A 25,982-nucleotide genomic window follows, 5' to 3' on the forward strand; every position below is an offset into this window, starting at 1 on the left:
CCGGGATATTTGCGCCAGAGGGAAAAGCCAGGTTCTTTCTGGTCGAAATATCCTCAGGGGGTGAGGGTCGCAGACCCGAGGGGCGCGAGCGCCCCCTGCCCGGTCACCCCCCATGCACCAGCGAGGCAAAGAGCCGCGGATCGAGACTGGCACTGGCGAAAGTGGTGCCTTCGGTCAGAACCGCCACGGCATCATGGCTGTGCAGGCTTTCCTGATGGCTGGCCAGCACCCGGAAATCGCCCACCCGCGGATCGGCCAGCAAGCCCGCCGCAAAGGCGCGCACCGCATCCTCGACAAAGATCGGGTGGGCGGCGTTCAGTTCGGCAAAGGCCTGCTCATCCTCGCGTTTGACCATCACCTGCGTTTCGGTCGGCACGGCGGCGCGGGCGATGTCGATCAGATCCTCGAACCACAGGCAATTGCCCGGCTCGACCACCACCGAGATCCGCGCGACCGAGCGTTGCGAATGCGGCGTCGCCAATTGCCCGCGCGTGGCGCGCGCATGTTCGCTCAGTTCCAGCGAACAGGGGCAGGTCGAGGCATAGACGTAATCGAGATGCACGATCTTGACGCGCGCACCGGCGACCTCGGTCAGTTCCAGCGCAATGTCGTAATATTGCCAGCCTTGCAGCCCCGAGCGCAGGCTTTGCACCTTCACCGGAAAGGAAAAGCGCATCATCAGCCGGGCGTCGAAACTGTCCAGATGATCCTTGTAGTCATCCAGCACCGCCTCCAGCACCTCGAACGAGAAGGCGCGCTCGGCATGGGCGTAGAACGAGCGCATGATGCGGCTCATGTTGATGCCCTTCTTCTCGGCTTCCAGACTGACCGTGCCGGTGACCGAGGCTTCGAGCGTCAGATCGCCATTGTCACGCATCCGAAACCGGATCGGCAGGCGGAAATTGGAAATGCCGACATGTTCGATCCGGGTCTTCGCGCCGACGATCAGACTGGCGGGGCCGTTCTGCAGATCGGGCAGCCCGGCCTTGTAGGTGGCATCGACGCGGAACGCATCGTCATAGACGCGCGACAGATCGGGGTAGTTGGGCAGCGCATGGCCCGGCAAAAGTCGTGCGATGGCCGGGTCCAGCTGTGCCACCTCGACCGGATCGGCGCGCTGTGCCCAGTCACGCAAGGTGGCCAGCGCGGCGCGCGCCTCTTCGGTGTCGGGTCTCTCGATACGGCCTTGGCTATTCATCTGCTTCCCCTTGGAGCAGCGCCGCGCATGGGCACGCAGGGCGCTTTGGTGACATATGGGAGTTTTACGCACCAAGTCCAAGAAAAGTTGCGCGTGGGACTCAGGCGGCGGACAGCGCCGCCTGAATATCGGCCAGCAGATCGCCGCTGTCCTCGATCCCCATCGAGATTCGCACCAGACCCGGGGTGATGCCGATCACGGCACGTTCCTCGTCCGTCAGGTTCTTGTGCGTGGTCGTGGCGGGATGGGTCGCAATCGACTTGGCATCGCCCAGATTGTTGGAAATGCTGACGATATTCAGCGCATTGAGGAAACGGAACGCGGCCTCTTTGCCGCCCGCCAGATCCAGCCCCAGCATCGTCCCGCCCGACCCCATCTGCGCCATCGCCAAGGCGTGTTGCGGGTGATCCATCAGCCCCGGATAGATCGTGCGGCTCAGTTTGTCATGCCCTGCCACGGCGCTGGCGATCATCGCGGCACTGGCGGCCTGCGCGCGCACCCGCAGATCCAGCGTCTGCATGCCGTTCAGCATGATCCAGGCATGAAACGGGCTCATCGCGCCGCCGGTGTGTTTGACATAGGTTTCCAGCGGGCCGCGGATGAAGGCGCGCGTGCCGCAGACGACACCGCCCAGCACCCTGCCGCCGCCGTCGATGTGTTTCGTGGTCGAATAGGCGACCACATCGGCGCCCAAGGCCACCGCCCGCGAAAAAATCGGCGAGGAGAACACGTTGTCCACTACCACCACCGCGCCGCCGGCATGGGCGATTTCAGCCACGCCCGCGATGTCGATCACCTCCAGCCCCGGGTTCGACACGCTTTCGAAGAAGCACACCTTGGTGTTGGGCCGCATCGCCGCGCGCCATTCGTCCAGCTTGGTGCCATCGACCAGCGTCACCTCGACCCCGAACCCCTGCAGCACCTTGAGCACATGCAGGCACGAGCCGAACATCTGCCGCGCGGCCACGATGTGATCGCCCATCTTCACCAATGCGGTCAGCGCGCCATTGATTGCGGCCATGCCGCTGGCGGTGGCAAAGGCATCCTCGGTGCCCTCGATCGACGCGATCCGGTCCTCGAACATGCGCGTCGTCGGGTTGCCATAGCGGGCATAGATGAATTCGTCGTCACCGCTGGCGATGAAACGCGCCTCGGCGGCCTCAGCCGTGGGGTAGACGAAGCCCTGCGTCAGGAACAGCGCCTCGGCCATCTCGCCATATTGGCTGCGGCGGATGCCGTCATGCACCAGTTTCGTGCGGGTGTTCCATTCCTGCGTCATCGGGCCGGGCCTTTCGTTGCAAAAGTGCCTTGCCCTAACGCCAAGCCCCGGCTGCGTCAACCTGCCACGCCCTTCATCAGGTGCAGTTCGGCCTTGTATTCAAGGGTTTGAATGCGGCCAGCCCGGGCTGGCAGCCCGATCAGGCCTTGTCGTCATCCGCCTTGGGACGTTCATAGCCGTAGCGCGCGAACAGCCGCGACTGCGCCATGAAGAAGGCAAACATCGCCGCCGTCAGACCGAAGGTCTTGAAATTCACCCAGGCCTGGTCGGACATATTGCGCCAGATCAGCTCGTTCGCGACGGCCAGCCCCAGAAAGAACAGCGCCAGCCGCTTGGTCAGGATCAGCCAGCCCTCGGGCTGCATCGGGATCGCCTCGTCCATCACCAGTTGCAGCCAGGGCTTGCCCAGCAACAGGCCGAACCCCAGAAGACCCGCGAAGATCAGATAGATCAGCGTCGGCTTCATCTTGAAGAAGCGCGGATCGTTGAACCAGATCGACAGCCCGCCGAAGCCCACCACCAGAACCAGCGTCGCGATCTGCATCGGCGCCAGCCGCCCGGTCAGCCGCCACAACGCCAGCGTCGTCACCACCATCAGCGGAATGAACAGCGCCGTGGCCACGACGAAGCCCGAATAATCGGTATTGCCGATGTGGAAGGTGGCCTCCTTCATCCGCCCGAAGGCCACGAAAAACGCCAGCAGCGGGCCGAATTCCAGCCCGGCCTTCAGCCAGGGATTGATCTTTTTACCCGCCATAGGACCCCGCAACTTCGACAATCACCGCCCCGACCGCGATCAGCGCCATCAGCGCGGTGCGACGGGGCCCCACTTTTTCCCCCAGAACCAGCCAGCCGATCAGCGCGGCGAACACGGTCGAGGTTTCGCGCAGCACCGCCGCCTCGCCCACCTTGTCCAGGCGGGTGGCCAGCATGATCGCGCCGAACGAGAAATAGGCCACAAAGGCGCCGATGACACCCCTTTTCAGAAGCGGCACGATTTCCGAACTGGGCAAGTGGCGCCAGCGCCGCACCGTCACGGCGGGCATGAACCAGCCGTCGATGAAGAAGAACCACGCCAGAAAGGTGAACGGATCGGCGGTGGCGCGGATGCCATAGGCATCATAGGTGGTGTAAAGCGCAACAAAGCCCCCGGTCAGCACGGCAAAGCCAAGCGCGGGCAGCATCGTGTCGCGGTTCACGGTGATCGTGCGCAGATTATACAGCGCCAGCCCGTAGATCCCCGCCAGCAGCACCGCCACCCCCGCCCATTGGCCCGCGTTGAAATGCTCGCCAAAGATCAGCCCGGCGCCGATCACGGCAAACAGCGGGCCGGTGCCGCGCACCACCGGATAGACAACGGTATAGGCGCCCCGGGTATAGGTCATCGCCTGCGCCAGCTTGTAGCCTGCATGGATCACGAAGGCCCCGGCAAAGATCGGCCACATATGCGGTTCCGGCCAGGGCACGACAAACAGCGCGAACGGGGCCGCGATCACGCCATAGCTCACGTCGATCGCGGCGCGGCTCAGCCAGGGGTCATGGCGGCCCTTCTGCAGCGCCCCGAACAGCGCATGCAGCAGCGCCGCCATCAGCGCCAGCACAAGCGCCGCGTCATGGCCCGCTGGCGTGCCCTCGAGCGAGGCGATAAACTGACTCATGCTGCCCTCTTGTGCAGGGTCGCCTTACCGGAACGGAGTGCGCCCACCATGGAAATCCTTGATCGTCTCTGGCTCGATCTGGCCAGTTCGTTCGTGGCGACGCCGCCCTCGGTCGCCACCTTGCGGCTGGTCGCGGCGCTGAGCTTGGGTGGGGCGATCGGCTTTGAACGCGAATGGCACCACAAATCGGCCGGGCTGCGCACGCATATGCTGATCTCGGTGGCCGCGGCGCTGTTTGCGCTGATCGCGCTGGAGCTGGTCCAGATCTCGGCCAATTCGGGCGATCCGGGGGCACGCAATGACATCTTGCGGCTGATCGGCGCGGTGACCTCGGGCGTGGCGTTTCTGGCGGCGGGCTCGATCTTCACGGCCGGCAATCGGGTCAAGGGGCTGACGACGGGGGCGGGCATGTGGCTGGCGGGGGCCGTGGGGCTGGCCTGCGGCACCGGCCAGATCGGGCTGGGACTGCTGGCCACCACGCTGACGGTGATCGTGCTGTGGCTGTTCCGCGTGCTTGAAGACCGGATCGAAAGCCATGCCGCCCAGACCCCGGTCACCCCCGAACCGGCACCGGGCGCCTCCACGCATGCCAGACGCCCGCCGGGCACCGAGGACTGAGCCTCAGACATCCGCGCCGACCAGGGCGCGGGCGAATTCCTCGGGGTCGAAGGGCGCCAGATCGTCGATCTGCTCGCCCACGCCGATGGCATGGATCGGCAGCCCGAACTTGTCGGCCAGCGCGACCAGAACGCCGCCCTTCGCGGTGCCGTCCAGCTTGGTCATCACCAGCCCCGACACATCGGAAATCTTGCGGAAAATCTCGACCTGGCTCAGCGCGTTCTGGCCCGTCGTCGCGTCCAGCACCAGCAGCGTGTTATGCGGCGCGCTCGGATCTTTCTTGCGGATGACCCGCACGATCTTGGCCAGTTCCTCCATCAGGTCGGCGCGGTTCTGCAGCCGCCCCGCCGTGTCGATCAGCAACAGATCGGCGCCATCGGCTTCGGCCTTGGTCATCGCATCGAAGGCCAGCGAGGCCGGGTCCGAACCCTCGGGCGCGGTCAGCACCGGCACACCCGCGCGTTCGCCCCAGACCTGCAACTGCCCCACCGCGGCGGCGCGGAACGTATCGCCCGCCGCGATCACCACCGACTTGCCCGCCGCGCGGAACTGCGCCGCCAGCTTGCCGATCGTCGTGGTCTTGCCCGATCCGTTGACCCCCACCACCAGCACCACCTGCGGGCGCTTGGGGTAAATCGGCATCGGGCGCGCCACCGGCTCCATGATCCGGGCGATTTCGGCGGCCAGAAGGCCCTGGATTTCGGGCACCGACAGGCGGCGGCCCATCCGGCCCTCGGCCAGATTGGCACTGACGCGCAACGCCGTATCGACGCCCATGTCGGAGGCGATCAGCAGCTCCTCCAGGCTTTCGAGCATCGCATCGTCCAGCACCCGGCGCGGCGCGGCTTCGGCCTCGGACCGGCCCAGAATCCGCCCGAACAGGCCCGGCTTCTTGCCTGCATCAGGCGCGGGGGCAGCCTGCGGCACGGTGGATTGCGGGGCCTCGGGCGCGGGCGGGGCCTCGGGCGCCTCGGCGACAATCGCCTCCAGCCCCTCTTCGAGCTTGGTCGAAGAACGCGTCAGGCGGGATTTCAGCTTGTTGAAAAACGACATCGCAGGGCCCTTCCGGTTTCCCTTCACCTAATCAATCCGCGCGCGCGATGGAAGGGCCAATGCCCCAGTCGCCACGCGCTCAGCCCCGCGCGCCCCACAGGATCAGCGCCTGCCCACCCCAATACAGCACCCAAAGCACCCGCCGCGCGATCTGCCGCAGTCGGCCCTCGGGCAGCACGAACATCTCGACCGCCAGGATCAGATCCGAGGCCACAAAGCTCAGCGCGCCCAGCAGCACCAGACCCTGCCCCGCAAAACCTTCGGGCGGCAGACCAAGCGCCGCCAGCGCCATCGCCAGAATAATCAGCACATAGCCCCGCACCGGCCAGCGCAAGGCCCCGGTGCGCGGGGCCAGCCACAGCTCGGTCGAGGCCCCCAGCACCAGCAGCCCAAGGATTGCCCCCGCGCCCGGCAGCGTCGCGCCAAAACCCACGAATGCCGCCAGATAGGCCAGATGCCCCGCCGCAAAGGCGCCCATCCCTGCCAGAAAGGCGCGCTCTCCCGGTCGCGACAGGCAGAAATCGCCCACCGCCCCCAGTGCCAGCCCCAAGGTGATGGCCCAGGGCGCAGCCAACCCCGGCGCCGCCAGGGCCAGCGCCGCGACCGAACCGGTCTTGACCCAGGTTTTCATCCAACTTGGCGGCGCAGCCGCATAGCGCAGCACCTGCCACAGCGCCAAACCGGCGGCAGTGACCAGCAACAGGGCGGAGATCGGAGAAACGGTCAACGGGATCATCGCGCAACAGGGGCAGAGATTTTGCACCATTTCAAGCATCCGCCCTGATTTGGCCGAATTTTGCGCTAGTCTGGTCGCGATTTTCAGGTGACCCGATGCCCCAAGACCCAAACCTTCCCCGCCGCCAACCCCGCCTGCGCATGCCTGCCCCCTTGCGCGGGTTGAGCCACAAGGTCCCCAGGGTGCGCAGTTTCGCCCTTGTCACATTGGCGCCACTGCCGCTGCTGGGGCTCGGGGCGGCCATTGGTGGTATCTTTGCCTGGGCTGCGGCCTTTTATATCGCCGCGCTGATCTTCGTGCTCGACACGCTGATCGCCCGTGCCGCGCCCGATGCCCCCGAAGGCGCGGAGTTTCCCGCCGCAAATGCCCTGTCCGTCGGGCTGGCCTTGGCCCATTTCGCAGCACTTCTGGCTGGCGTCGCCGCCCTGTCGGGCGCGACCGATCTGGACTGGAGCAACCGGATCGTGCTGTTCTTCGCCTTCGGGCTGTTCTTCGGGCAGGTATCGAACTCGAACGCGCACGAACTCATCCATCGCAGCGACAAGCGTTTGTTCATGCTGGGGAAATGGATCTATATCTCGCTTCTGTTCGGGCATCACACCTCGGCGCACCGGCTGGTGCATCACCGCTTTGTCGCCACCCCCGAAGATCCGAACTCCGCCCCCCTGGGCGAGGGGTTCTGGACCTTCGCGCCGCGCGCCTGGATCGGCTCTTTCGTCGCCGGGTACGAGATGGAGCGCGCCCGCGCCGCGGCCCGCACCCCGAAAGGGCTGCGGGCACGAATCGCGGCGATCAACCCCTATGTCGTCTATGTGCTGGGCGCGCTGTGGTGGGTGGCATTGATGGCGCAGCTGTTCGGCGGGCCCGGCGTGGTGGCCTATCTCGCGCTCTGTGCCTATGCGCAGATGCAACTTCTGCTTTCGGATTATGTGCAACACTACGGCCTGCAGCGCCGGGCGCTGGACGCGACCCGGTTCGAGCCGGTGGACGCCCGCCACAGCTGGGACGCGCCGCAGCCGGTCTCGGCGCTGTGGATGCTGAACGCACCGCGCCATTCCGACCACCATGCCCACCCGGGGCGGATCTATCCGGCGCTGCGGCTGGGCGATCTGGCCGCGCCGGGCCGCCCCGTCTTGCCGCGCAGCCTGCCCGCGATGGCGGCTATCGCCCTGATCCCACCGCTCTGGCGCCGGGTGATGGACCGGCGGGTAACCGCCCTGCGCGCAGCACAACCCTGCGCACCGGGCTGAGCCTCACGGGGCTGTGGCTTTCCATCCCGGGCCCGCTCTGGCAGGCTGGTGCCGACCCGAGATGAGAGATCCGATGCGAACTGCCCTCGCCGCCGCCGTGCTGACCTGCGCCCTGTGTGCCACCGCCGCCCTCGCCCAGGATGGCCCCGCCCCCAGCCCCCTCAACGCGATGGAATTCGATGCCCGCACCGTCGGGCGCACCATCACCTATTCCGCGGGCGGCGAGCCCTATGGCGTGGAGCAATACCTGCCGGGGCGGCGCGTGCTCTGGGCCTTCACCGAAAGCGAATGCAAGGAAGGCACCTGGTTTCCCGCGGGCGACCAGATCTGCTTTGACTATCACGATGACAGCGGGCTGCAGTGCTGGACGTTCTTCGACACCCCGCAGGGGCTGAGCGCCAAGTTTCAGGGCGACGATGCCGCCGAGCCGCTGGTGTCGCTCAGCGAAAGCCCCGATCCGCTGGCCTGTCACGGCCCCGATCTGGGCGTCTGACCGGCGCGGTGCCCGGGACAGGCCGGGTCCGAGTATTTATGCCAAGAAGAAACCCTGTCCTTCTTCTTGGCATAAATACTCAAAAACGACCGGAGGCCGCGCGCGAAACAGCGCTCAGAACAGGCTGCCCTGTTCAGGGGGCGCGGGCTTCTTGCGGGCGGGTTTCGGCGCCGGTTTGGCCGGTTCCGGCGCAGGGGTGGCCCCGGGTGGCGCGGCGGGCGGCGGCGCATCATCAGGGCGCACCGAAAGCCGGCCGTCGTGGAATTCGATCTCCAGCGCCACCGCCCCGGCTGCGGCCGCCCGCCCGGTGACCACGCCTTCCGCATCGCGCACCACGGCATAGCCGCGCCGCAGGGTTTCGGTGTAGCCCAGCGTCTGGCGCATCCGGTCCAGCCGCTCCAACCGTTCGGCCAGCGCCGCCAGACGCTGCGCGGGCGCGCGCTCCAGCCGCTCGGCCAGCGTATCAAGGGCGCTGCGGTTGCGCGCATTGCTGCGCGCGGCCTCGGCGCGGTTGCGGGCCAGCGCCGGGGCCAGACGGGCGGCCAGACGGGTCAGCCGGTCCTCTTCCTGCCGCATGAAACCGCGCAGGATGCGCGGCGCGATCCGCGCCTCGAGCGGCGCAAAACCCGCGCGTTTGCGGGTGGTGACCATGCGCAGCGCGGGCGCCAGACGGTCGGCCCACAGATCGAACCGCTGCCGCGCGGGCGCCACCAGCGCCTCGGGGCGCCCCAGCGCCCGGCCCAGATCGGCCAGCCGCTGCGCCCGCACATCCATCCGCCCGCGCGCGGCCCGCGCCATCCGCGCCTCGGCCTCGGACAGCCAGGCCATCAGATCGGCCCGCACCGGCACCGCCATTTCGGCCGCCGCCGTGGGCGTGGGCGCGCGCCGGTCGGCGGCGTGGTCGATCAGCGTCGTATCGGTTTCATGGCCCACCGCCGAGATCAGCGGAATCGCGCTGTCGGCCGCGGCGCGCACCACGATTTCCTCGTTGAAACCCCACAGGTCTTCCAGGCTGCCACCGCCGCGCGCCACGATGATCAGATCGGGGCGCGGGATCGGCCCGCCGGGCGCCAGCGCGTTGAAACCACGGATCGCAGCGGCCACCTCGGGCGCGCAGGCCTGGCCCTGCACCGCCACCGGCCAGATCAGCACATGGCGCGGAAAGCGGTCGCGCAGCCGGTGCAGGATGTCGCGAATGACTGCCCCCGAAGGCGAGGTGACGACTCCGATCACCTTGGGCAGCCAGGGAATCGGCTGCTTGCGCCGGTCATCAAACAGGCCCTCGGCGGCCAGCGCACGGCGGCGTGCCTCCAGCATCGCCATCAGCGCGCCCGCGCCTGCCGGTTCGATGTCATCGACGATCAGCTGATATTTCGACTGGCCCGGGAAGGTCGTCATCCGGCCGGTGGCGATCACCTCCATCCCCTCTTCGGGGCGGATCTGCATTTTCGCCACCTGCCCCTTCCAGCTGATCGCGGCGATGACCGCGCGGTCATCCTTCAGGTCGAAATACAGATGCCCCGAGGCCGGGCGGCTGACGCGCCCCACCTCGCCGCGCACCCGGACCCGGGCGAATTCGCCCTCGATCACGCGCTTCACCGCGCCGGAGATTTCCGAAACGGTGTATTCATGGGCATTATTGCCCGCGGGCTCGTCGATAAGGTCCATTGCCTGCCTTGCCTGATGGGTTGCCAAAGCTTAGAAGGCCCGCAAACCGAGGCCAAGGGGGATGCGATGAATATTCTGGTGCTGGGCGGCGGCGGGCGCGAACATGCGCTGGCCTGGGCGATCAAGCAAAACCCGAAATGCGACCGGCTGATCGTGGCGCCGGGCAATGCGGGGATCGCCACGCTGGCCGAATGCGCCGCCATCGACCCCTGCGACACGGCGGCGGTGCTGGCCTGCGTCGAGGAAAATGCGATTGATTTCGTGGTCGTGGGCCCCGAGGCACCGCTGGCTGCCGGTGTGGCCGACCGCCTGCGCGCGGCGGGCATCCTGACTTTCGGCCCCTCGGCCGAGGCCGCACGGCTGGAGGCCTCGAAAGCCTTCACCAAGGAAATCTGCGATGCCTGCGGCGCGCCCACGGCGGGCTATGCGCGGTTCACCGATCTGGCGGCTGCGAAGGCCTATGTCACCGAACAGGGCGCCCCGATCGTGGTCAAGGCCGATGGTCTGGCCGCGGGCAAGGGCGTGATCGTGGCGATGACGCTGGACGAGGCGCTGGCCGGTCTGGATGAGATTTTCGGCGGGGCCTTTGGCGACGCCGGCGCCGAAGTGGTGATCGAGGAATTCATGGAGGGCGAGGAAGCCAGCTTCTTCATCCTGTCCGATGGGGTGAACGTGCTGCCCGTCGGCACCGCGCAGGACCACAAGCGCGTGGGTGATGGCGACACCGGCCCCAATACCGGCGGCATGGGCGCCTATTCGCCCGCCCCCGTGCTGACCCCCGCGATCCAGGCCGATGTGATGGATCAGATCGTGCGCCCGACCGTGGCCGAGATGGCCCGCCGTGGAACCCCGTTCCAGGGCGTGCTTTATGCCGGGCTGATGATCAAGGATGGCAAGGCGCGGCTGGTGGAATACAACGTCCGTTTCGGCGACCCGGAATGCCAGGTGCTGATGCTGCGGCTTGGCGCGCAGGCGCTTGATCTGCTGCTGGCCTGCGCCGAAGGGCGGCTTGATCAGGTGCGCGCGCAATGGGCGGACGACCACGCCCTGACCGTGGTGATGGCCGCCAACGGCTATCCGGGCGCGTATGAAAAGGGCACGCCGATCAAGGGGCTCGACGCCCTGCCCGAAGACAGCTTCAATATGGTCTTCCATGCCGGCACCGCCGCGCGCGACGGCCAGATCGTCGCCACCGGGGGGCGGGTCCTGAACGTCACCGCACGCGGCGACACGCTGGCCGAGGCGCAGGCGCGCGCCTATGCGATGGTCGACCGGATCGACTGGCCGCAGGGCTTTTGCCGCCGCGACATCGGCTGGCGCGCACTTTGAAACCGTGCAGGGGGGCGCTGCCCCCCGCGCGGACGCGCGCCCCCCGGGATATTTGGGCCAAAGTGAAAGAGCTTTCTTTCTGGCAAAATATCCTCAGGGGGGGAAGGGGCGCAGCCCCGAGGGGGCGCGAGCGCCCCCTGCCCGGCTTCAGCAGTTCGGGACGTTGACCGCCAGCCCGCCGAGGCTGGTTTCCTTGTAATGTTCGTGCATGTCGCGCCCGGTCTGGCGCATGGTCTCGATCGCCGCATCGAGCGGCACGAAATGTGTGCCGTCGCCGCGCAGTGCAAGGCTCGCCGCGGAAATCGCCTTGATCGCGCCAAGCCCGTTGCGTTCGATGCAGGGCACCTGCACCAGCCCCTTGACCGGATCGCAGGTCATCCCGAGGTGGTGTTCGAGCGCGATTTCGGCCGCGTTCTCGATCTGCTCGGGGCTGCCGCCCAGCACCGCGGCAAGCCCCGCGGCGGCCATCGCGGCGGCGGAGCCGACCTCGGCCTGGCAGCCGCATTCCGCGCCCGAGATGCTGGCATTGGTCTTGATGATGCCGCCCACGGCGGCGGCGGTCAGCAGGAACTCGCCCACCCGGGCCGAACTGGCGCCGGGCACATGATCCAGCCAGTAGCGGATCACCGCAGGCACCACGCCCGCCGCGCCATTGGTGGGCGCGGTGACCACCTGGCCGCCGGCGGCGTTTTCCTCGTTCACCGCCATGGCATAGGTCGAAATCCAGTCGTTGATGACATGCGGCGCGGTCAGGTTCTGGCCGCGTTCGGCCAGCAGTGCCGCATGAATCGCCTTGGCGCGGCGCTTCACCTTGAGCCCGCCGGGCAGGATACCGTCCTGCGTCAGGCCCCGTGCGATGCAATCGCTCATCACCGCCCAGATCCGCGCCAGCCCCGCGTCGATCTCTGCCTCGGTGCGGAACCGCGCCTCGTTGCGCCGTTTCATCTGCGCGATGCTGAGCCCCGCGCCATGCGCCATCTGCAACATCTCGGCCGCGGTGCGGAACGGGAACGGCACCGGGCTGGGCGCGCTCAGGGCGCGGTCGGTGACGGCCTCGGCCTCGGCCGCGCTGAGCACGAAACCGCCGCCGATCGAATAATAGGTTTCCTGCAGCAGCACGTCGCCTTGGGCGTCCAGCGCCTCGATCACCATGCCGTTGGCATGGCCGGGCAGCGCGGGGCCGTAGTCGAAGACCAGATCGCGGGCCGGATCGAACCGCAGCGGCGCCAGATCGGGGGGCGTCAGCAGGCCGGTATCGCGATTGGCCGCCAGCGCGGCCTCGGCGGCCGCGGCGTCATAGGTTTCGGGCAGAAACCCCGCCAGCCCCAGGATCGTCGCACGGTCGGTCGCGTGCCCCTTGCCGGTGAAGGCGAGCGAGCCGTAAAGCCGCGCGCGCAGCCCCGCCGCCTGAAAGGGCGAGGCCCGCAGGGCCGCCAGAAACCGCCCCCCGGCCACCATCGGCCCCATCGTGTGCGACGAGGACGGCCCGACCCCGATCTTGAAGATATCGAAAACGCTCAGAAACATCCGTGGCCCCTTTTCCCGGCCCCCACGATGCCACGGATTGCCCGGCCCGACAGTGCCAAAGCGACATTTGAGCGCCCGAACGCGCAAGCCCCGGCGCATCCGCCAATGCAATTTCGGGCCGATTCGGTCTCGCACGCGGGCGGGCGATTGCCTATAACCACCGCAAACCCCTTGCAGGAGCTGCCCATGCCCGCCGAACTTTCCCCGATCGACAAGGCGAAATTCGCCGCCGCCCGCCGTGCCGTTGACTTCGTGGAAGACGGCATGAAAGTGGGCCTTGGCACCGGATCGACCGCCGCTTGGATGGTGCGCTGCCTGGGCGAGATGGTGCGCGAGGAAGGCCTGCGGATCACCGGCGTGCCGACCAGTTCGCGCACCGCCGATCTGGCGCGGCAGGTGGGCATCACCGTCGTCGGGCTGGACGAGGCGAAATGGCTGGACCTGACGATCGACGGCGCCGACGAATTCGACCCCGACCTGAACCTGATCAAGGGCGGTGGCGGGGCGCTGCTGCAAGAAAAGATCGTGGCCACCGCCTCCGATCAGATGATCGTCATCACCGATGCCGCCAAAGAGGTGGCACAGCTGGGCGGCTTCCCGCTGCCGGTCGAGGTGGTGCCCTTCGGCTGGCAGACCTCGCGCGCGCTGATCGAGGAAATGCTGGTCAGCATGGATGTGCTGGGCCGCACCACCACGCTGCGGCTGAACGGCAGCCAGCCCTTCGTGACCGACGAGGGCAACTATATCGTCGATCTGCACCTGAACCGGATCGGCAATGCCCGGCAACTGAGCCTGGTGCTGAACCAGATCCCGGGCGTGGTGGAAAACGGGCTGTTCATCGACATCTGCGACAAGGTCATCATCGGCGGCGCCGATGGCAAGGTCGAGATCCGCGACATCAACGAAGGCACCGTCGCGCATGAGCGCATCGACTTTGCCGAGGAAAGCAACATCTTCAGCGATCTGGACTGACGGCAGGCCAGCCCGAGCCGCGCGCGCGGGCCGACAGCCCGATCCGGGCTTTTGCTGCGGCCGCGACATATTGGACGCTGGAAACCGCCCCCGCAGCCCTTATCTGGCATGGGGGAACGCAAGATATAAGGGGCGATGGCCGAGATGAGCTTTGACTATGACCTGTTCGTGATTGGCGGCGGTTCGGGCGGTGTGCGTGCGGCGCGCATCGCGGCGGCCGAACATGGCGCGCGCGTCGCGCTGGCCGAAGAATACCGGATGGGCGGCACCTGCGTCATCCGCGGCTGCGTTCCGAAGAAACTGATGGTCTATGCCTCGGGCATGCCCGGCGCGGTCGAGGAAGCGCGCGCCTATGGCTGGGACGCGCAGATCGGCGGCTTCGACTGGACCGCCTTCCGCGCCAAGCTCGATGCCGAACTGACCCGGCTGGAAAAGATCTATCGCGCGGGCCAGCAGAACGCGGGCGTCACGGTCTATGACCAGCGCGCGACCGTCGCGGGCCCGCATGAGGTGCGGCTGGCCGATGGTCAGGTGGTTACCACCAAGCATATTCTGGTCGCGACCGGCGGGCGCCCCTTCGTGCCGGACTTCCCGGGCCGCGAACATGTTCTGACCTCGAACGAGATCTTCCAGCTGCCCGAACTGCCCAAACGCCTGCTGATTGTCGGCGGTGGCTATATCGCCTGTGAATTTGCGGGGATCATGGCCGGGCTGGGCGTGCAGGTCACGCAGATCAACCGCTCGGCCCTGCTGCGCGGGTTTGATGCCGAATGCCGCGATCTGATCGTGGCGCAGATGCAGGCGCACGGTATCGCGATCCACACCGGCATTGTGATCGACCGGATCGAAAAGACCGATGCGGGCCTCAAGATCCACGGCTCGGATCTGCGCGACGACACCTTCGATGCGGTGCTCTATGCCACCGGCCGCGTGCCCTATACCGAGGGGCTCGGGCTGGCCGAGGCCGGGGTCGAGCTGGCCGAGAATGGCGCGGTCAAGGTCGACGACTGGTCGCAGACCAACATCCCCTCGATCTACGCCGTGGGCGACGTGACCGACCGGATTCAACTGACGCCGGTCGCGATCCGCGAAGGCCACGCCTTTGCCGATACCGTCTTTGGCGCGATGCCGCGCAAGGTTGACCACGATCTGGTCGCCTCGGCCGTCTTCACCCAGCCCGAATTCGGCACCGTCGGCCTGAGCGAAGAGGCCGCCCGCGAGCGCGGCCCGATCGAGGTCTATGTCTCGGCCTTCCGTCCGATGCGATCAAGCTTTGCGGGGGCGGACGACCGGGTGCTGATGAAACTGGTGGTGTGCAAGGAAACGCAACGCGTTCTGGGCTGCCACATCGTGGCCCCGGATGCGGGCGAGATGATCCAGATGGTGGCCATCGCCATCAAGATGGGCGCAACCAAGGCACAGTTCGACGCGACCTGCGCGGTGCATCCCACCATGGCCGAAGAGCTGGTGACGATGCGCAAACCTGTGCGGCACGCGTGATTCCGCCGCTGCGGGCGGTTGAAATCGGCAAACTCATGCCCAAGTGGCAATGGAACAGATGGAAGAAGTGAGGACAGGATGAGCAACGGAGGACCTTGGGGCACCGGCGGTGACGGTGACGACGATCGCGGCCGCGACAAGAATCGCCCCGGCCAGCGCCGCCCCGGCGAAGGCGCCCCGATCCCCGAGATCGAAGAGTTCATGAAGAAGGGCTCCGAACAGTTGCGCGTGCTGATGGGCGGGCGCGGTGGCGGCACCGGCGGTCAGCGCCCCTCGGGCAACCTGCCTTCGGGCCCGGCCTTCACCGGCTCGACGCTGGCGCTGGCGGCACTGGCGGCGGCGGGACTCTGGGCCTATGCGTCGTTCTACACCGTGAAACCCGAGGAACGCTCGGTCGAGTTGATGTTCGGCCAGTTCCAGTCGACCGGCGGCCCGGGCCTGAACTTTGCCCCCTGGCCGGTGGTCACCGCCGAAATCGTGCAGGTCACCCGCGAACAGACGACCGATGTCGGCACCGGGCGCGGCGGCGACATGGACACCGGCCTGATGCTGACCCGCGACCAGAACATCGTCGACATCGAATTCCAGGTGGTCTGGAACATCACCGACCCGGCGAAATACCTGTTCAACCTGGCCGACCCCGAGGACACGATCCGCGCGGTGTCGGAATCGGCGATGCGCGACATCATCGCGCGGTCCGAACTGGCGCCGATCCTGAACCGCGACCGCGGCGTGATCGCCGCCGACCTGCGTCAGGCCGTGCAGGGCACGCTGGACAGCTATAACGCGGGCATCAACGTGGTGCGCGTGAACTTCAACCGCGCCGATCCGCCGCGCGAGGTGATCGACAGCTTCCGCGACGTGCAGGCCGCCCAGCAGGAACGCGACCGGCTGGAAAAAGAGGCCGACGCCTATGCCAACCAGGTGACCGCCGGCGCCCGCGGTGAAGCCGCGCAGCTGAAGGAACAGGCCGAGGCCTACCGCGCCCAGACGGTGAACAACGCCGAGGGCGAAGCCGCGCGCTTCAGCAGTGTCTATGCCGAATACATCAAGGCGCCCGAGGTAACAAAACGCCGTATGTTCATGGAAACCATGGAAAAAATCCTTGGATCGGTGAACAAGGTCATCATCGACCAGACCGCTGGCGGCTCGGGCGTGGTGCCCTATCTGCCGCTTGACCAGTTGCGCAAACCGACCAATGGGGGGACGAACTGATGGCCCGCGCTCCGTTTCTGATCCCCGCTGCCGTGATCGTGGCCGGCATCGCGCTGTCGTCGATCTTCGTGGTCGACGAACGCGAAAAGGCGCTGGTGCTGCAATTCGGCCAGGTCAAGCAGATCAAGACCGACCCCGGTCTGGGCTTCAAGCTGCCGCTGATTCAGGAAGTCGTCAAATATGACGACCGCATCCTGAGCCTGCCGACCCGCCCGCTCGAGGTGACGCCGCTTGATGACCGCCGCCTGGTGGTGGACGCTTTCGCGCGCTGGCGCATCGTCGATCTGGTGAACTTCCGCGAAGCCGTGGGTGCCGGTGGCGAGCAGGTCGCGAAATCGCGTCTGGACAGCATCATCAATGCCGCGATCCGCGAAGTTCTGGGCTCGGTGCCCTCGACCTCGGTCCTGTCGGCCGACCGGACGCCGCTGATGAACCAGATCCGCGATCTGGCCCGGCGTGAGGCGGCGGCACTGGGCGTCGACATCATCGACGTGCGCCTGACCCGGACCGACCTGCCCGACCAGAACCTTTCGGCCACCTATGCCCGGATGCGCGCCGAACGCGAACGCGAGGCGGCGGATGAACGCGCCCGGGGCGGCGAGGCCGCACAACGCGTGCGCGCAACCGCCGACCGCACCGTGGTCGAACTGACCTCCGAGGCCCGCAAACAGGCCGAGATCATCCGCGGTGAGGCCGACGCCGAAGCCAACCGGATCTATGCCGAAGCCTATGGCAAGGACGCCGATTTCTTTGCCTTCACCCGCGCGCTGCAGTTCTATGCCAGCAGCATGAAGCCGGGCTCGTCCTCGCTCGTGACCCAGCCGGACAGCGTCTATTTCGACTATGACCGCTTCCTGCAAAGCATCGGCGAAACGGCGGCGCAATGATCCACGCGCTGATCAGCGGGCTTGCGCTGGTTCTGATTATCGAGGGGCTGGCGCTTGCGCTGGCCCCTTCGCGTATCGAAGAGGCGCTGGCCTTTCTGGCCTCGCTGGGCCCCGAAGGGCGGCGCCTGCTGGGGTTGGCGGGCCTTGCGGCAGGCGTCGCGATCCTGGCGCTGCTGCGCTGGACAACCGGCGGCATTTGACGCGTTTTTTTGCCGCTCACAACCGGCTCACATCGAATTGAGCCCGCGCGACAGGCTTTCATTTGCCCCGCCCTGCCCTTAGGTATTTATCAGGGGGAAACCGGCGCGTGCGTTCCGTGACCGGTCCAGAGGAAATCGGGAGCCAAGCATGACGATCAAAAACCAGTCCCTGTCAGCACTTAACTCCGCGCGTCTGCGTCTGAGCACCGCACTGTGCGCCACGATGCTCGCAGTCAGCCTTGCCGTGGTGCCGATGGCCCAGGCCGAAGCACGCGCTGCCCCGGAAAGCTTCGCCGATCTGGCCGAACAGATCAGCCCTTCGGTCGTGAACATCACCACCTCGACGATGGTCGCCGCCCCGGCCAATCAGGGCCCGATGTTCCCCGATGGCTCTCCCTTCTCGGATCTGTTCCGCGATTTCGGCTTCCCCGACGGCCCGACCGGCCCGCAGGGCCCGCAAACCCCGCGCCGCTCGAACGCGTTGGGGTCGGGTTTCGTGATTTCCGAAGACGGCTATATCGTCACCAACAACCATGTGATCGAAGGCGCCGACGAGATCGAGATCGAGTTCTTCTCGGGCGACAAGCTGAAGGCCAAGCTGATCGGCACCGACCCGAAAACCGACATCGCGCTTCTGAAGGTCGAAAGCGACAAGCCGCTGCCCTTCGTGAAATTCGGCGACAGCGACAAGATGCGGGTCGGCGACTGGGTGATGGCGATGGGCAACCCGCTGGGTCAGGGATTTTCGGTTTCGGCCGGGATCATCTCGGCGCGCAACCGTGAACTCAGCGGCACCTATGACGACTATCTGCAAACCGATGCAGCGATCAACCGGGGCAACTCGGGCGGGCCGCTGTTCGATATGGCGGGCGAGGTCGTGGGCGTGAACACCGCGATCCTGTCGCCCAACGGCGGCTCGATCGGGATCGGTTTCTCGATGGCGTCGAACGTGGTGAACAAGGTCGTGGGGCAGCTGAAGGAATTCGGCGAGACGCGCCGCGGCTGGCTCGGTGTCAAGATCCAGGACGTGACCCCCGACATGGCCGAAGCGATGGGCATCGCCAAACCCGAGGGCGCGATGGTTTCCGAAGTGCCCGACGGCCCCGCGAAAGAGGCGGGCATGCTGGCCGGTGACATCATCATCAGTTTCGATGGCGGCGAGGTCAAGGACACCCGCGATCTGGTGCGCCGCGTGGCCGATGCCCCGGTCGGCGAGGCGGTGCGGGTGACCGTGCTGCGCGCGGGCAAATCCGAAACCCTGCTGGTGACGCTGGGCCGGCGCGAACTGGCCGAGGGCGAGGCCGTGCCCGCCGCGGTGACCGCGCCGCAGGATCAGGAAAAGGAACTGCTGGGCATGGTCGTCACCCCGGTGACGCCGGGTCTGTCCACGGAAATGGGCCTGCCCACCGGCACCGCCGGGCTGATCGTCAAGTCGATCACCGAGGACAGCAGCGCCTTTGAAAAGGGTCTGAGGGCGGGCGATCTGATCGTCGAGGCCGGGCAATTGCCGGTCACCAGCCTGAGCGATCTGGAAACCCGGATCGACGAGGCCAAGGCCGCAGGCCGCAAATCGGTGTTGCTGCTGATCCGCCGCGGCGGCGAGCCGCGCTTCGTGGCGCTGCCGCTGGAGTAAGCGACATCCCCCTTTCGAAACGGCAAAGGCGCCCCCGGGGGCGCCTTTTTCATGCCTGCCCGGTTTTGCACAGCCACAGGTGGATGATGGCGCGCGCGGCCCGCGCCGCTATTCGGTCCAGGCGATCAGCCCCAGCTCCTGCGCCGCACGGGTCGACAGCGTGGCCGACAACAGCCCGCGCGGCGCCTGATAGGCCCGGATCGCAGTGCTGGTCGCGGGGTCCAAGACCCCATGCGCCTGCCCCTTGTATAGCCCCCGCGCCTTCAAGGCCCGCTGCAGGCTGGCCACGAAATCCGGTGTCAGATCCGCCGCACAGGGAGATTTGAACCACATCTCGGCCCGCCCCTCGACAATCCGCTGATGGGTCGAGGTGCGATAGGCCGCCGGTCGCGTAACCTTGCCGGTGGCGGGGTCGCGCTGCTCGGGCTGGACCAGGACCTGCTCGGTCACGGTCTCCAGCACCGCAGGTCGGGTCTGGCGCGCGAAACACCCGCCCTCGCCCGGTTGCGGCGGCTTGGCACGCCATTCGCCCGCCAGCGTGGGTTGCGGGGGCGCGTCGGGCAATGGCGGGGCGGCAGGGGTGCAGGCGGCCAGCGCAAGGGCTGCGACCGGAAGCAGACAGGTCAGGCGGATCATTCGGGCGCGGCCTTTGGAAAAACTCGCACGCAGTCTATCCACTTTCACACAAAGGGGAAAGAGCGCGGCACAGCGCCCTCTGGTCAAGCCCGCGCCCTTGCCCTAAACCTTGGGCAACAGATCCGCGGCCTCCCCGCCACGAAACCCAAAGCAATGGAAAGCAGCCATGGCAAAGATCATCTACATCGAACACAACGGCACCAAACACGAGGTCGAGGTCAAGCCCGGCGCCACCGTGATGGAAGGCGCGCGCGACAATGGTGTGCCCGGGATCGACGCCGATTGCGGCGGCGCCTGCGCCTGTTCGACCTGTCATGTCTATGTCGATCCCGCCTGGGTCGACCGGGTGCCGGCGAAGGATTCGATGGAAGAGGACATGCTCGATTTCGCCTGGAAGCCCGATCCGGTCACCTCGCGGCTGACCTGCCAGATCAAGGTCACGCCCGATCTTGACGGTCTGGTGGTGCATATCCCCGAAAAACAGATCTGACCCCGGATCACCCGCAGGCCGCCGCAAGGCGGCCTTTGCATGTGCGCGGCGGTAGCGTGCGCGCAGGCACGCGCCCGGCTATTTCATCTGGCTGTCTTTCGACCCGCGCCGGTTGATGCCGCCACGCAGTTTCGGGCGGGCATCGCGCGCATTCTGGCAGTCGATGCACAGCTTGACCCCGGGCAAGGCCTGGCGGCGCGCCTCGGGGATCGGCTCGTCGCACTCGGCGCAATGGGTCAGGCTCTCGCCCACCGGACCCCGCCGCGCCTTCAGCCGTGCCAGCTCATCCGCGATCGAGGCCTCGATCTGTTCGTTCACCGCCCCGTCCTGTGCCCATCCGCCGGCCATCGCATCCCCCTTTCGTGCAGGCACGCAGTCTGCCCCGGCTCTGACGCGCTGTCCACTATCGGAAACGCCGGTTCCCGATTGCGACGCGCCCGACGCCGCTTTTCGCGCGTGCGCGGTCGTATCCGGCTGGCCAATCGCGCGGCGCCACGGCAAATCTGCGGCGACGGCCCGGGCTTCCCGGAGCAAAGCAAAAGGACCTGCGATGACTTCTTATGTGCTGACGGTGAACTGCCCATCGACCCGTGGGATCGTGGCGGCGATTGCGAATTATCTGGCCGATCAGGGCTGTAACCTCACCGACTCGCATCAGTTCGACGACCCGCTGACGGGCCGGTTCTTCATGCGGGTGACCTTCGTGTCGGAACAGGGCGCCACGCAAGAGGCACTGACCGAAGGCTTCGGCCCCGTGGCCGACAGTTTCGCGATGGATTGGGCGATCCATTCCGGCGCCGCCAAGACGAAAGTGCTGCTGATGGTGTCGAACTTCGGCCATTGCCTGAACGATCTGCTCTATCGCTGGCGTATCGGTGCCCTGCCGATCGAGATCGTGGGCGTGATCTCGAACCACCTGACCTATCAGAAGGTGGTGGTAAACCACGACATCCCGTTCCACCACATCAAGGTGACCAAGGAAAACAAGCCCCAGGCCGAGGCGCAGCTGATGGCGGTGGTCGAGGACAGCGGCGCCGAACTGGTCGTTCTGGCGCGCTACATGCAGATCCTGTCGGATGCGATCTGTCAGAAGATGTCGGGCCGGATCATCAACATCCACCATTCGTTCCTGCCGTCCTTCAAGGGCGCCAACCCCTACAAGCAGGCCTATGAACGCGGCGTGAAACTGATCGGCGCCACGGCGCATTACGTCACCGCCGATCTGGACGAGGGCCCGATCATCGAACAGGACACCGTGCGCATCACCCATGCCCAAAGCCCCGAGGATTACGTCAGCCTCGGGCGCGATGTCGAAGCGCAGGTTCTGGCGCGCGCGATCCATGCCCATATCCATCACCGCACCTTCCTGAATGGCAACAAGACGGTGGTCTTCCCCGCCAGCCCGGGCAGCTACGCCTCGGAACGGATGGGCTGAGCCCGACCCGGCAGGCGGGGGCGCTGCCCCCCGGCTTCCTTTCAGGAAGCTCCCCCGGGATATTTCGACCAGAAAGAAAACCATCTTTGCGCGTTCTTTCTGGCCGAAATATCCCCGGGGGTGAATTCGGCGCAGCCGAAGAGGGGGGCGGCGTCCCCCCTTTCACGATCTGAAATCACACCCCCGCATGTCGTTTTCAGGATGGACGCCGCAGTTGGCGCGCGATAGCCGGGGGCATGACCCAGACCGACCGCATCTTCCCCGGTATTGCCCTGATGTTGGGCTTTTGCGCGATCGCCCCGCTGATCGACGTGGCCTCGAAACTGGCCGCGCAGGCGGTTCCGGTGGGCACGATCACGCTGGGGCGTTTCGTGGTGCAGGCCGCGCTGATGGCGCCGATCGTTCTGGCGATGCGGCTGCCCCTGCGGATCGGCCCGGCGGCGCTGCGGCTGACGCTGGCGCGGGCTTTCGTCTCGATCCTGGCGACCTATTCCTTCGTCGCGGCGGTGCAGGTGATGCCGATCGCCGATGCGCTGGCCATTGCCTTTGTCGAGCCCTTCGTGATCCTGCTGATCGGGCGCTTCGTGATGGGCGAAGAGGTCGGACCGCGCAGGCTGGGCGCCTCGGTGGTGGGGTTCATCGGCGCGTTATTCGTGATTCAGCCCTCGTTTTCGCGGTTCGGCGCGGTTGCGCTGTTTCCGTTGGGAACGGCCGTGTGTTTCGCGCTCTATATCCTGCTGACGCGGGCGCTGTCGCGGCAGATGCATCCGGTGACGATGCAGTTGCATACCGCGCTGGCCGCGACGGTGCTGTGCGTGCCGATGCTGGCGGTGGGCGGGGTTCTGGACTTCGGTCAGTGGCGGTTCGCGGCACCGCAGGGGGTGTTCTGGATCTGGGTCTTCTGCGTCGGGCTGGCGGCCACGGTCAGCCATATGTCGATGACTTACGCGCTGAAATTTGCCCCATCTTCGACGCTCGCGCCGCTGCATTATTTCGAGATGCTGACGGCGACGCTGTTCGGCTATCTGGTGTTTGGCGATTTCCCCAATACGCTGACTTGGATCGGTGTGGCGATCATCACCGCTTCGGGGCTTTACATCATCCACCGCGAGCGCGTCACCGCAGCTGCAGCGCGCCAAGCACGGCCGGCAAATGCGCCTTTGGCAGCAGCACAAGGCATGACCCCGAAAGGCTGATCCGCACGGGGCCTGCCACCTCGTTCGAGGTGCTCACCCGTCCGTCAGGTGTCAGGTCCAGACCGTCGATCGGCCAGCGCAACCCGCGGGAGCGCCCGGAAACCGGACCGAAGGGAAACAGGGAAAACCGCGCCCCCAGCGGCAGATCCAGCGCCAGGTCGGGTGGCGCGCGAAAGATCACGTCTTCCTCGCCCATCAGGATCACCCGCTGCCCGGAACGCGCCGCGACCAGTGACAGCGTCGCCAGTGTGTGATCGAGACGGAGCCCGGTGAACCCGAGCGCCAGATAGAAGGGCGCCGCCACCATCTGCAGGCATTTGCCGAAATCGGTGCTGTCCTGTTCGGCGATTTCATGCACCCGCGTGCCCAGACGCGCACGCGCGCCGGCACTCAGGCTGTCCATGTCGCCGATCACCGCCTCGGGGGTCAGGCCAAGGTCCAGCGCCCGGTCGCCCCCGCCGTCCGCCGCGACCAGGAGCGGAGCGATTGTCAACGCATCATGGACATCAACGGCCGTGACGGCCCCCCCGCCCAGCAGCGTAACCCCGGTTTGTGAGTGGATAATCTTCGGTGACATGGCCGGATTGATGCCGATTAAGGCAAGGGAACACAATCTGCTTTGATAAAATGCCCCACAATTTCCTTTTTCTGTTCACGGTAAAGCACCAGTTTACACTGAGGGTGAACGGACCTGGTTTAGAGAAAGCGAGCGTTCCATGGTTGGTGCGAGTAAAATCCTTACCGTGTCTTACGGCACCTTCTCCTGCACTCTGGAAGGGTTTGACGAGCCGTTCAACACGATGAAGGCGATTGCCGAGTATTTCCGCGATCTTGCTGCAGACGACCGCTATTTCGGGGCAGAACCGCCGACCCCGGATGCCGAAATGCTGCACAGGATCGCAGAGCGCGAGATTCAGCGCCGGGTCGAAGCCAAGATCAACGCCAACGGCGTGGTGCTGCGCCCGCAGATCGACACCGCGCCGAAGCCGGAACCAGAGCCCATGCCCGAACCTGCGCCCGAACCCGTAGTCCAGACGCCGAGCCCTGCGGCCCCCGCCATCGCAGACCCCGCAGCCCCGGTCGAGCATGCGCCCGTTGCCGCGACGGTGCCCCCGGAAACGATGCCGGACGAACCCCCGGCTGCCGCAGAAATGCCGCAAATCATTGCGCCCGCTCCGACGGCCAACCCGGTGCCTGAATCCGTGGCCGCCAAGCTGCAGCGTATCCGCGCCGCCGTCGCCTCGGCCCGCGCGGCGGCCAGCGCCGTGCCCACCTATGTCGAGGATGACGAGATCCTGGAGACCGAAGCCCCCGACACCCTGCCTGGCCCTGCGGCAGAGACGGATTTCAGCGCGCAAAGTTCGGCCGAGGCCGAGGACTTTGGATTTTCGCTCGATATTTCGGGGCCGCTGAACGCCGAAGACCTGGAGGAGGCGGCCGAACTGCCCGCAGAGCCCCCGGTGCCGGAGGCTGAAGCCGCCGCCGCCGATATGGGTTTTGAGCCGGCGGCAGAGACGGAAGCGGAAGAGCCCAATCAGGCCGCCGTCGAATCCGCGCCCGATACCGTCGAAGAGCCCGAGGCAGACGCCGAAGCGGACCGGCAGGCCGAGTTGGCCGCGCGCCGGGCCGCCCGCCGTGCAGCCCGGACTGCCGCCCTGGCCGCCGCCGCGCAAGAGTTGATGACGCCGGAGGCCGCCGAAGACGAAGCCGTGCAAGAGGTCGCAGCGGAAGCCGAGGCCACCCCGGCATCTGCGGGCCCCGTGCCGGACGACAGTGAAGAGCCGCTGATGGCATCGGTCAAAGCGGCCATGGCGCAGCAGGAGCCCGCGCCCGAAGCGGCCCCGCCCGCCGCACAGACGCCCGAAACGGCCACCGCCGAAGCGGCGCCGCCCGTTCAACCGCGGCGCCCGCAGATTCGTGCCCGCGTCATCAAGGTGCGCCGCGCCGATCCGATCATCCCCGCGGAACCGGACGGTGACGACGAAGCTTCAGCCCAGCCGATTGCCGAACTGGACGCCACGGATATTTCCGAAGCGCTGGCTGCGCGGCTGGCCGCCGAAACCGGCGCCGAGGCCGAAGACGAACCCGCCATCGAAACCGCGCTGAGCCCCGAGGCCGAGGCCGATCTGCAAGCCGAACTGGCCGCGCTCGAAGCCGACAGCCCCGCCGCTCCGGCGCCCGAAGAGGTGCCGCTGAACGTGGCCGACCAGGCGCCGGTCACCTCGGCAGGGCAAAACGAACCCGATCCCGAAGCCGATCTGAGCCGCCTGATGCGGCAGGCCGATGAACAGCTTCTGGGCCAGGAAAACCGCCGCCGGTTCTCGGCGATCGCGCATCTGAAAGCGGCCGTTGCCGCAACCGTGGCGGATCGCCGGGTTCAGGGGGGCGCGAAGCCTGCCGACGACACCAAGGCCTATCGCGACGATCTGAGCCAAGCCGTGCGCCCGCGCCGACCTGCGGCGCATCAGGCCCATACCCAGCGTCCCGAAGTCGCGCCGGTGCGCGCGGCTCCGCTGGTTCTGGTGTCTGAGCAGCGCGTGGATCGCCCGGCGGACGAATCCCTGACATCGGGCGCGGTTGTGCGCCCGCGCCGGATCTCGACCTCGCAGATCGCGCAAGACATGGCAGAGGACGAGATCGAAACCCCGACTCCGATCGCGGCAGGCGAAGCCGAAAGCTTTGCCGATTTCGCCGAAAGCCTTGGCACGCAGGGCCTGTCCGACCTGCTGGAGGCCGCAGCGGCCTATACCGCGCAGGTCGAGGGTCGGCCGCATTTCTCGCCGCCGCAGATCATGCGGAAAATCGCCGCCATGTCCGAAGGCGCCCATGTCAGCCGCGAAGAACGGCTGCGTGTCTTCGGCAAGCTGCTGCGTCAGGGCAAGATCACCAAGATCCGCCGCGGCCAATATGCGATCACCGAACAGTCGCGCTTCTATTCCGAAGGCAAGCGCGCCTGATCCACCGGCCAGAAACGCAAACGGAGGGGCAACGCCCCTCCGTTTTCATTTT

At 66.7% G+C, this 25,982-nt stretch carries 25 protein-coding genes; 14 read left to right on the top strand and 11 right to left on the bottom strand.

Translation table 11 applies throughout. The annotated features are described in order from the left end of the window. Nucleotides 1-103: 103 nt before the first annotated feature. The 4 genes from folE2 to P2G62_RS01685 form a co-directional block, all read right to left on the bottom strand. Nucleotides 104-1,198 carry a GTP cyclohydrolase FolE2 gene (gene folE2 / locus P2G62_RS01670; RefSeq protein WP_275733112.1) on the bottom strand — a complete coding sequence of 365 codons (1,095 nt, stop codon included), beginning with the start codon at nucleotides 1,196-1,198 and terminating at the stop codon, nucleotides 104-106. Between the two features lie 100 nt (nucleotides 1,199-1,298). Then, the gene (locus P2G62_RS01675; RefSeq protein WP_275733113.1) at nucleotides 1,299-2,477 is read right to left on the bottom strand and encodes an aminotransferase class V-fold PLP-dependent enzyme; all 1,179 of its coding nucleotides are present in this window, start codon (nucleotides 2,475-2,477) and stop codon (nucleotides 1,299-1,301) included. A 139-nt stretch (nucleotides 2,478-2,616) separates the two neighbouring features. Next, complete coding sequence (locus P2G62_RS01680) at nucleotides 2,617-3,234, bottom strand: inner membrane-spanning protein YciB (protein WP_275733114.1); 618 nt, start codon at nucleotides 3,232-3,234, stop codon at nucleotides 2,617-2,619. Continuing rightward, nucleotides 3,224-4,135 carry an EamA family transporter gene (locus tag P2G62_RS01685; RefSeq protein WP_275733115.1) on the bottom strand — a complete coding sequence of 304 codons (912 nt, stop codon included), beginning with the start codon at nucleotides 4,133-4,135 and terminating at the stop codon, nucleotides 3,224-3,226. The genes P2G62_RS01680 and P2G62_RS01685 overlap by 11 nt, the downstream gene beginning before the upstream one ends. A gap of 48 nt (nucleotides 4,136-4,183) precedes the next feature. Here P2G62_RS01685 and P2G62_RS01690 point away from each other — a divergent pair, with 48 nt between their 5' ends. Then, nucleotides 4,184-4,753, top strand: coding sequence for an MgtC/SapB family protein (locus P2G62_RS01690; protein ID WP_275733116.1), 570 nt, complete (start codon nucleotides 4,184-4,186; stop codon nucleotides 4,751-4,753). Between the two features lie 3 nt (nucleotides 4,754-4,756). On the opposite strand, the gene ftsY is transcribed toward P2G62_RS01690, so the two are convergent. Both ftsY and P2G62_RS01700 read right to left on the bottom strand, forming a co-directional pair. Beyond that, on the bottom strand, nucleotides 4,757-5,806 hold the full coding sequence (gene ftsY / locus P2G62_RS01695; protein ID WP_275733117.1) for a signal recognition particle-docking protein FtsY: 1,050 nt from the start codon (nucleotides 5,804-5,806) through the stop codon (nucleotides 4,757-4,759). A gap of 79 nt (nucleotides 5,807-5,885) precedes the next feature. Continuing rightward, nucleotides 5,886-6,542 (bottom strand): lysoplasmalogenase, encoded by a 657-nt coding sequence (locus tag P2G62_RS01700; protein WP_275733217.1) that lies wholly within the window; start codon nucleotides 6,540-6,542, stop codon nucleotides 5,886-5,888. Nucleotides 6,543-6,724: 182 nt separating this feature from the next. Here P2G62_RS01700 and P2G62_RS01705 point away from each other — a divergent pair, with 182 nt between their 5' ends. Together P2G62_RS01705 and P2G62_RS01710 are read left to right on the top strand one after the other, a co-directional pair. Next, on the top strand, nucleotides 6,725-7,792 hold the full coding sequence (locus tag P2G62_RS01705; RefSeq protein WP_275733118.1) for an alkane 1-monooxygenase: 1,068 nt from the start codon (nucleotides 6,725-6,727) through the stop codon (nucleotides 7,790-7,792). A gap of 73 nt (nucleotides 7,793-7,865) precedes the next feature. Then, complete coding sequence (locus tag P2G62_RS01710; protein ID WP_275733119.1) at nucleotides 7,866-8,285, top strand: hypothetical protein; 420 nt, start codon at nucleotides 7,866-7,868, stop codon at nucleotides 8,283-8,285. Between the two features lie 114 nt (nucleotides 8,286-8,399). Here the strand turns inward: P2G62_RS01710 and xseA are convergent, their stop codons facing one another. Next, nucleotides 8,400-9,953 (bottom strand): exodeoxyribonuclease VII large subunit, encoded by a 1,554-nt coding sequence (gene xseA / locus P2G62_RS01715; protein WP_275733120.1) that lies wholly within the window; start codon nucleotides 9,951-9,953, stop codon nucleotides 8,400-8,402. Between the two features lie 66 nt (nucleotides 9,954-10,019). Here xseA and purD point away from each other — a divergent pair, with 66 nt between their 5' ends. Continuing rightward, nucleotides 10,020-11,282 carry a phosphoribosylamine--glycine ligase gene (gene purD, locus P2G62_RS01720; RefSeq protein ID WP_275733121.1) on the top strand — a complete coding sequence of 421 codons (1,263 nt, stop codon included), beginning with the start codon at nucleotides 10,020-10,022 and terminating at the stop codon, nucleotides 11,280-11,282. 147 nt (nucleotides 11,283-11,429) lie between these two features. Here purD and P2G62_RS01725 read toward each other — a convergent pair whose 3' ends face one another. Next, nucleotides 11,430-12,809, bottom strand: a complete 1,380-nt coding sequence (locus tag P2G62_RS01725; protein WP_275733122.1) for an L-serine ammonia-lyase — start codon at nucleotides 12,807-12,809, stop codon at nucleotides 11,430-11,432. A gap of 186 nt (nucleotides 12,810-12,995) precedes the next feature. Between P2G62_RS01725 and rpiA the strand changes: the two genes are divergently transcribed. From rpiA to P2G62_RS01755, 6 genes are all read left to right on the top strand, one after another. Continuing rightward, nucleotides 12,996-13,781: a ribose-5-phosphate isomerase RpiA gene (gene rpiA, locus P2G62_RS01730; protein WP_275733123.1), complete on the top strand. Its 786-nt coding sequence runs from the start codon at nucleotides 12,996-12,998 to the stop codon at nucleotides 13,779-13,781. A 144-nt stretch (nucleotides 13,782-13,925) separates the two neighbouring features. Continuing rightward, nucleotides 13,926-15,281 (top strand): glutathione-disulfide reductase, encoded by a 1,356-nt coding sequence (gene gor / locus P2G62_RS01735; RefSeq protein ID WP_275733218.1) that lies wholly within the window; start codon nucleotides 13,926-13,928, stop codon nucleotides 15,279-15,281. Between the two features lie 78 nt (nucleotides 15,282-15,359). After that, the gene (gene hflK, locus P2G62_RS01740; RefSeq protein ID WP_275733124.1) at nucleotides 15,360-16,496 is read left to right on the top strand and encodes an FtsH protease activity modulator HflK; all 1,137 of its coding nucleotides are present in this window, start codon (nucleotides 15,360-15,362) and stop codon (nucleotides 16,494-16,496) included. After that, nucleotides 16,496-17,383: a protease modulator HflC gene (locus P2G62_RS01745; protein WP_275733125.1), complete on the top strand. Its 888-nt coding sequence runs from the start codon at nucleotides 16,496-16,498 to the stop codon at nucleotides 17,381-17,383. Before hflK ends, P2G62_RS01745 begins: the two co-directional genes overlap by 1 nt. Continuing rightward, entirely contained in the window at nucleotides 17,380-17,583 is a 204-nt protein-coding gene (locus P2G62_RS01750) for a DUF2065 family protein (RefSeq protein ID WP_275733126.1), read from the top strand. Before P2G62_RS01745 ends, P2G62_RS01750 begins: the two co-directional genes overlap by 4 nt. Nucleotides 17,584-17,806: 223 nt before the next feature. Beyond that, nucleotides 17,807-19,216 carry a DegQ family serine endoprotease gene (locus P2G62_RS01755; RefSeq protein WP_275733219.1) on the top strand — a complete coding sequence of 470 codons (1,410 nt, stop codon included), beginning with the start codon at nucleotides 17,807-17,809 and terminating at the stop codon, nucleotides 19,214-19,216. Nucleotides 19,217-19,324: 108 nt separating this feature from the next. Here P2G62_RS01755 and P2G62_RS01760 read toward each other — a convergent pair whose 3' ends face one another. Further along, nucleotides 19,325-19,852 (bottom strand): peptidoglycan-binding domain-containing protein, encoded by a 528-nt coding sequence (locus P2G62_RS01760; RefSeq protein ID WP_275733127.1) that lies wholly within the window; start codon nucleotides 19,850-19,852, stop codon nucleotides 19,325-19,327. A 166-nt stretch (nucleotides 19,853-20,018) separates the two neighbouring features. Between P2G62_RS01760 and P2G62_RS01765 the strand changes: the two genes are divergently transcribed. Beyond that, nucleotides 20,019-20,342, top strand: coding sequence for a 2Fe-2S iron-sulfur cluster-binding protein (locus P2G62_RS01765; protein ID WP_275733128.1), 324 nt, complete (start codon nucleotides 20,019-20,021; stop codon nucleotides 20,340-20,342). Between the two features lie 78 nt (nucleotides 20,343-20,420). Here P2G62_RS01765 and P2G62_RS01770 read toward each other — a convergent pair whose 3' ends face one another. Then, nucleotides 20,421-20,690, bottom strand: a complete 270-nt coding sequence (locus P2G62_RS01770; protein ID WP_275733129.1) for a DksA/TraR family C4-type zinc finger protein — start codon at nucleotides 20,688-20,690, stop codon at nucleotides 20,421-20,423. 202 nt (nucleotides 20,691-20,892) lie between these two features. Here P2G62_RS01770 and purU point away from each other — a divergent pair, with 202 nt between their 5' ends. After that, nucleotides 20,893-21,777 carry a formyltetrahydrofolate deformylase gene (gene purU, locus P2G62_RS01775; RefSeq protein WP_275733130.1) on the top strand — a complete coding sequence of 295 codons (885 nt, stop codon included), beginning with the start codon at nucleotides 20,893-20,895 and terminating at the stop codon, nucleotides 21,775-21,777. A gap of 236 nt (nucleotides 21,778-22,013) precedes the next feature. Beyond that, nucleotides 22,014-22,973 (top strand): DMT family transporter, encoded by a 960-nt coding sequence (locus P2G62_RS01780; protein WP_275733131.1) that lies wholly within the window; start codon nucleotides 22,014-22,016, stop codon nucleotides 22,971-22,973. Here the strand turns inward: P2G62_RS01780 and P2G62_RS01785 are convergent. Further along, complete coding sequence (locus P2G62_RS01785; protein WP_275733132.1) at nucleotides 22,894-23,550, bottom strand: thiamine diphosphokinase; 657 nt, start codon at nucleotides 23,548-23,550, stop codon at nucleotides 22,894-22,896. The two genes, P2G62_RS01780 and P2G62_RS01785, sit on opposite strands and share 80 nt — an antisense overlap. A gap of 139 nt (nucleotides 23,551-23,689) precedes the next feature. Here P2G62_RS01785 and P2G62_RS01790 point away from each other — a divergent pair, with 139 nt between their 5' ends. Next, nucleotides 23,690-25,930, top strand: coding sequence for a hypothetical protein (locus P2G62_RS01790; protein ID WP_275733133.1), 2,241 nt, complete (start codon nucleotides 23,690-23,692; stop codon nucleotides 25,928-25,930). The last annotated feature ends 52 nt before the right edge of the window (nucleotides 25,931-25,982 follow it).

It is taken from the genome of Paenirhodobacter sp. CAU 1674, from assembly GCF_029222945.1.
Classification (GTDB): Bacteria; Pseudomonadota; Alphaproteobacteria; order Rhodobacterales; family Rhodobacteraceae; genus Rhodobacter.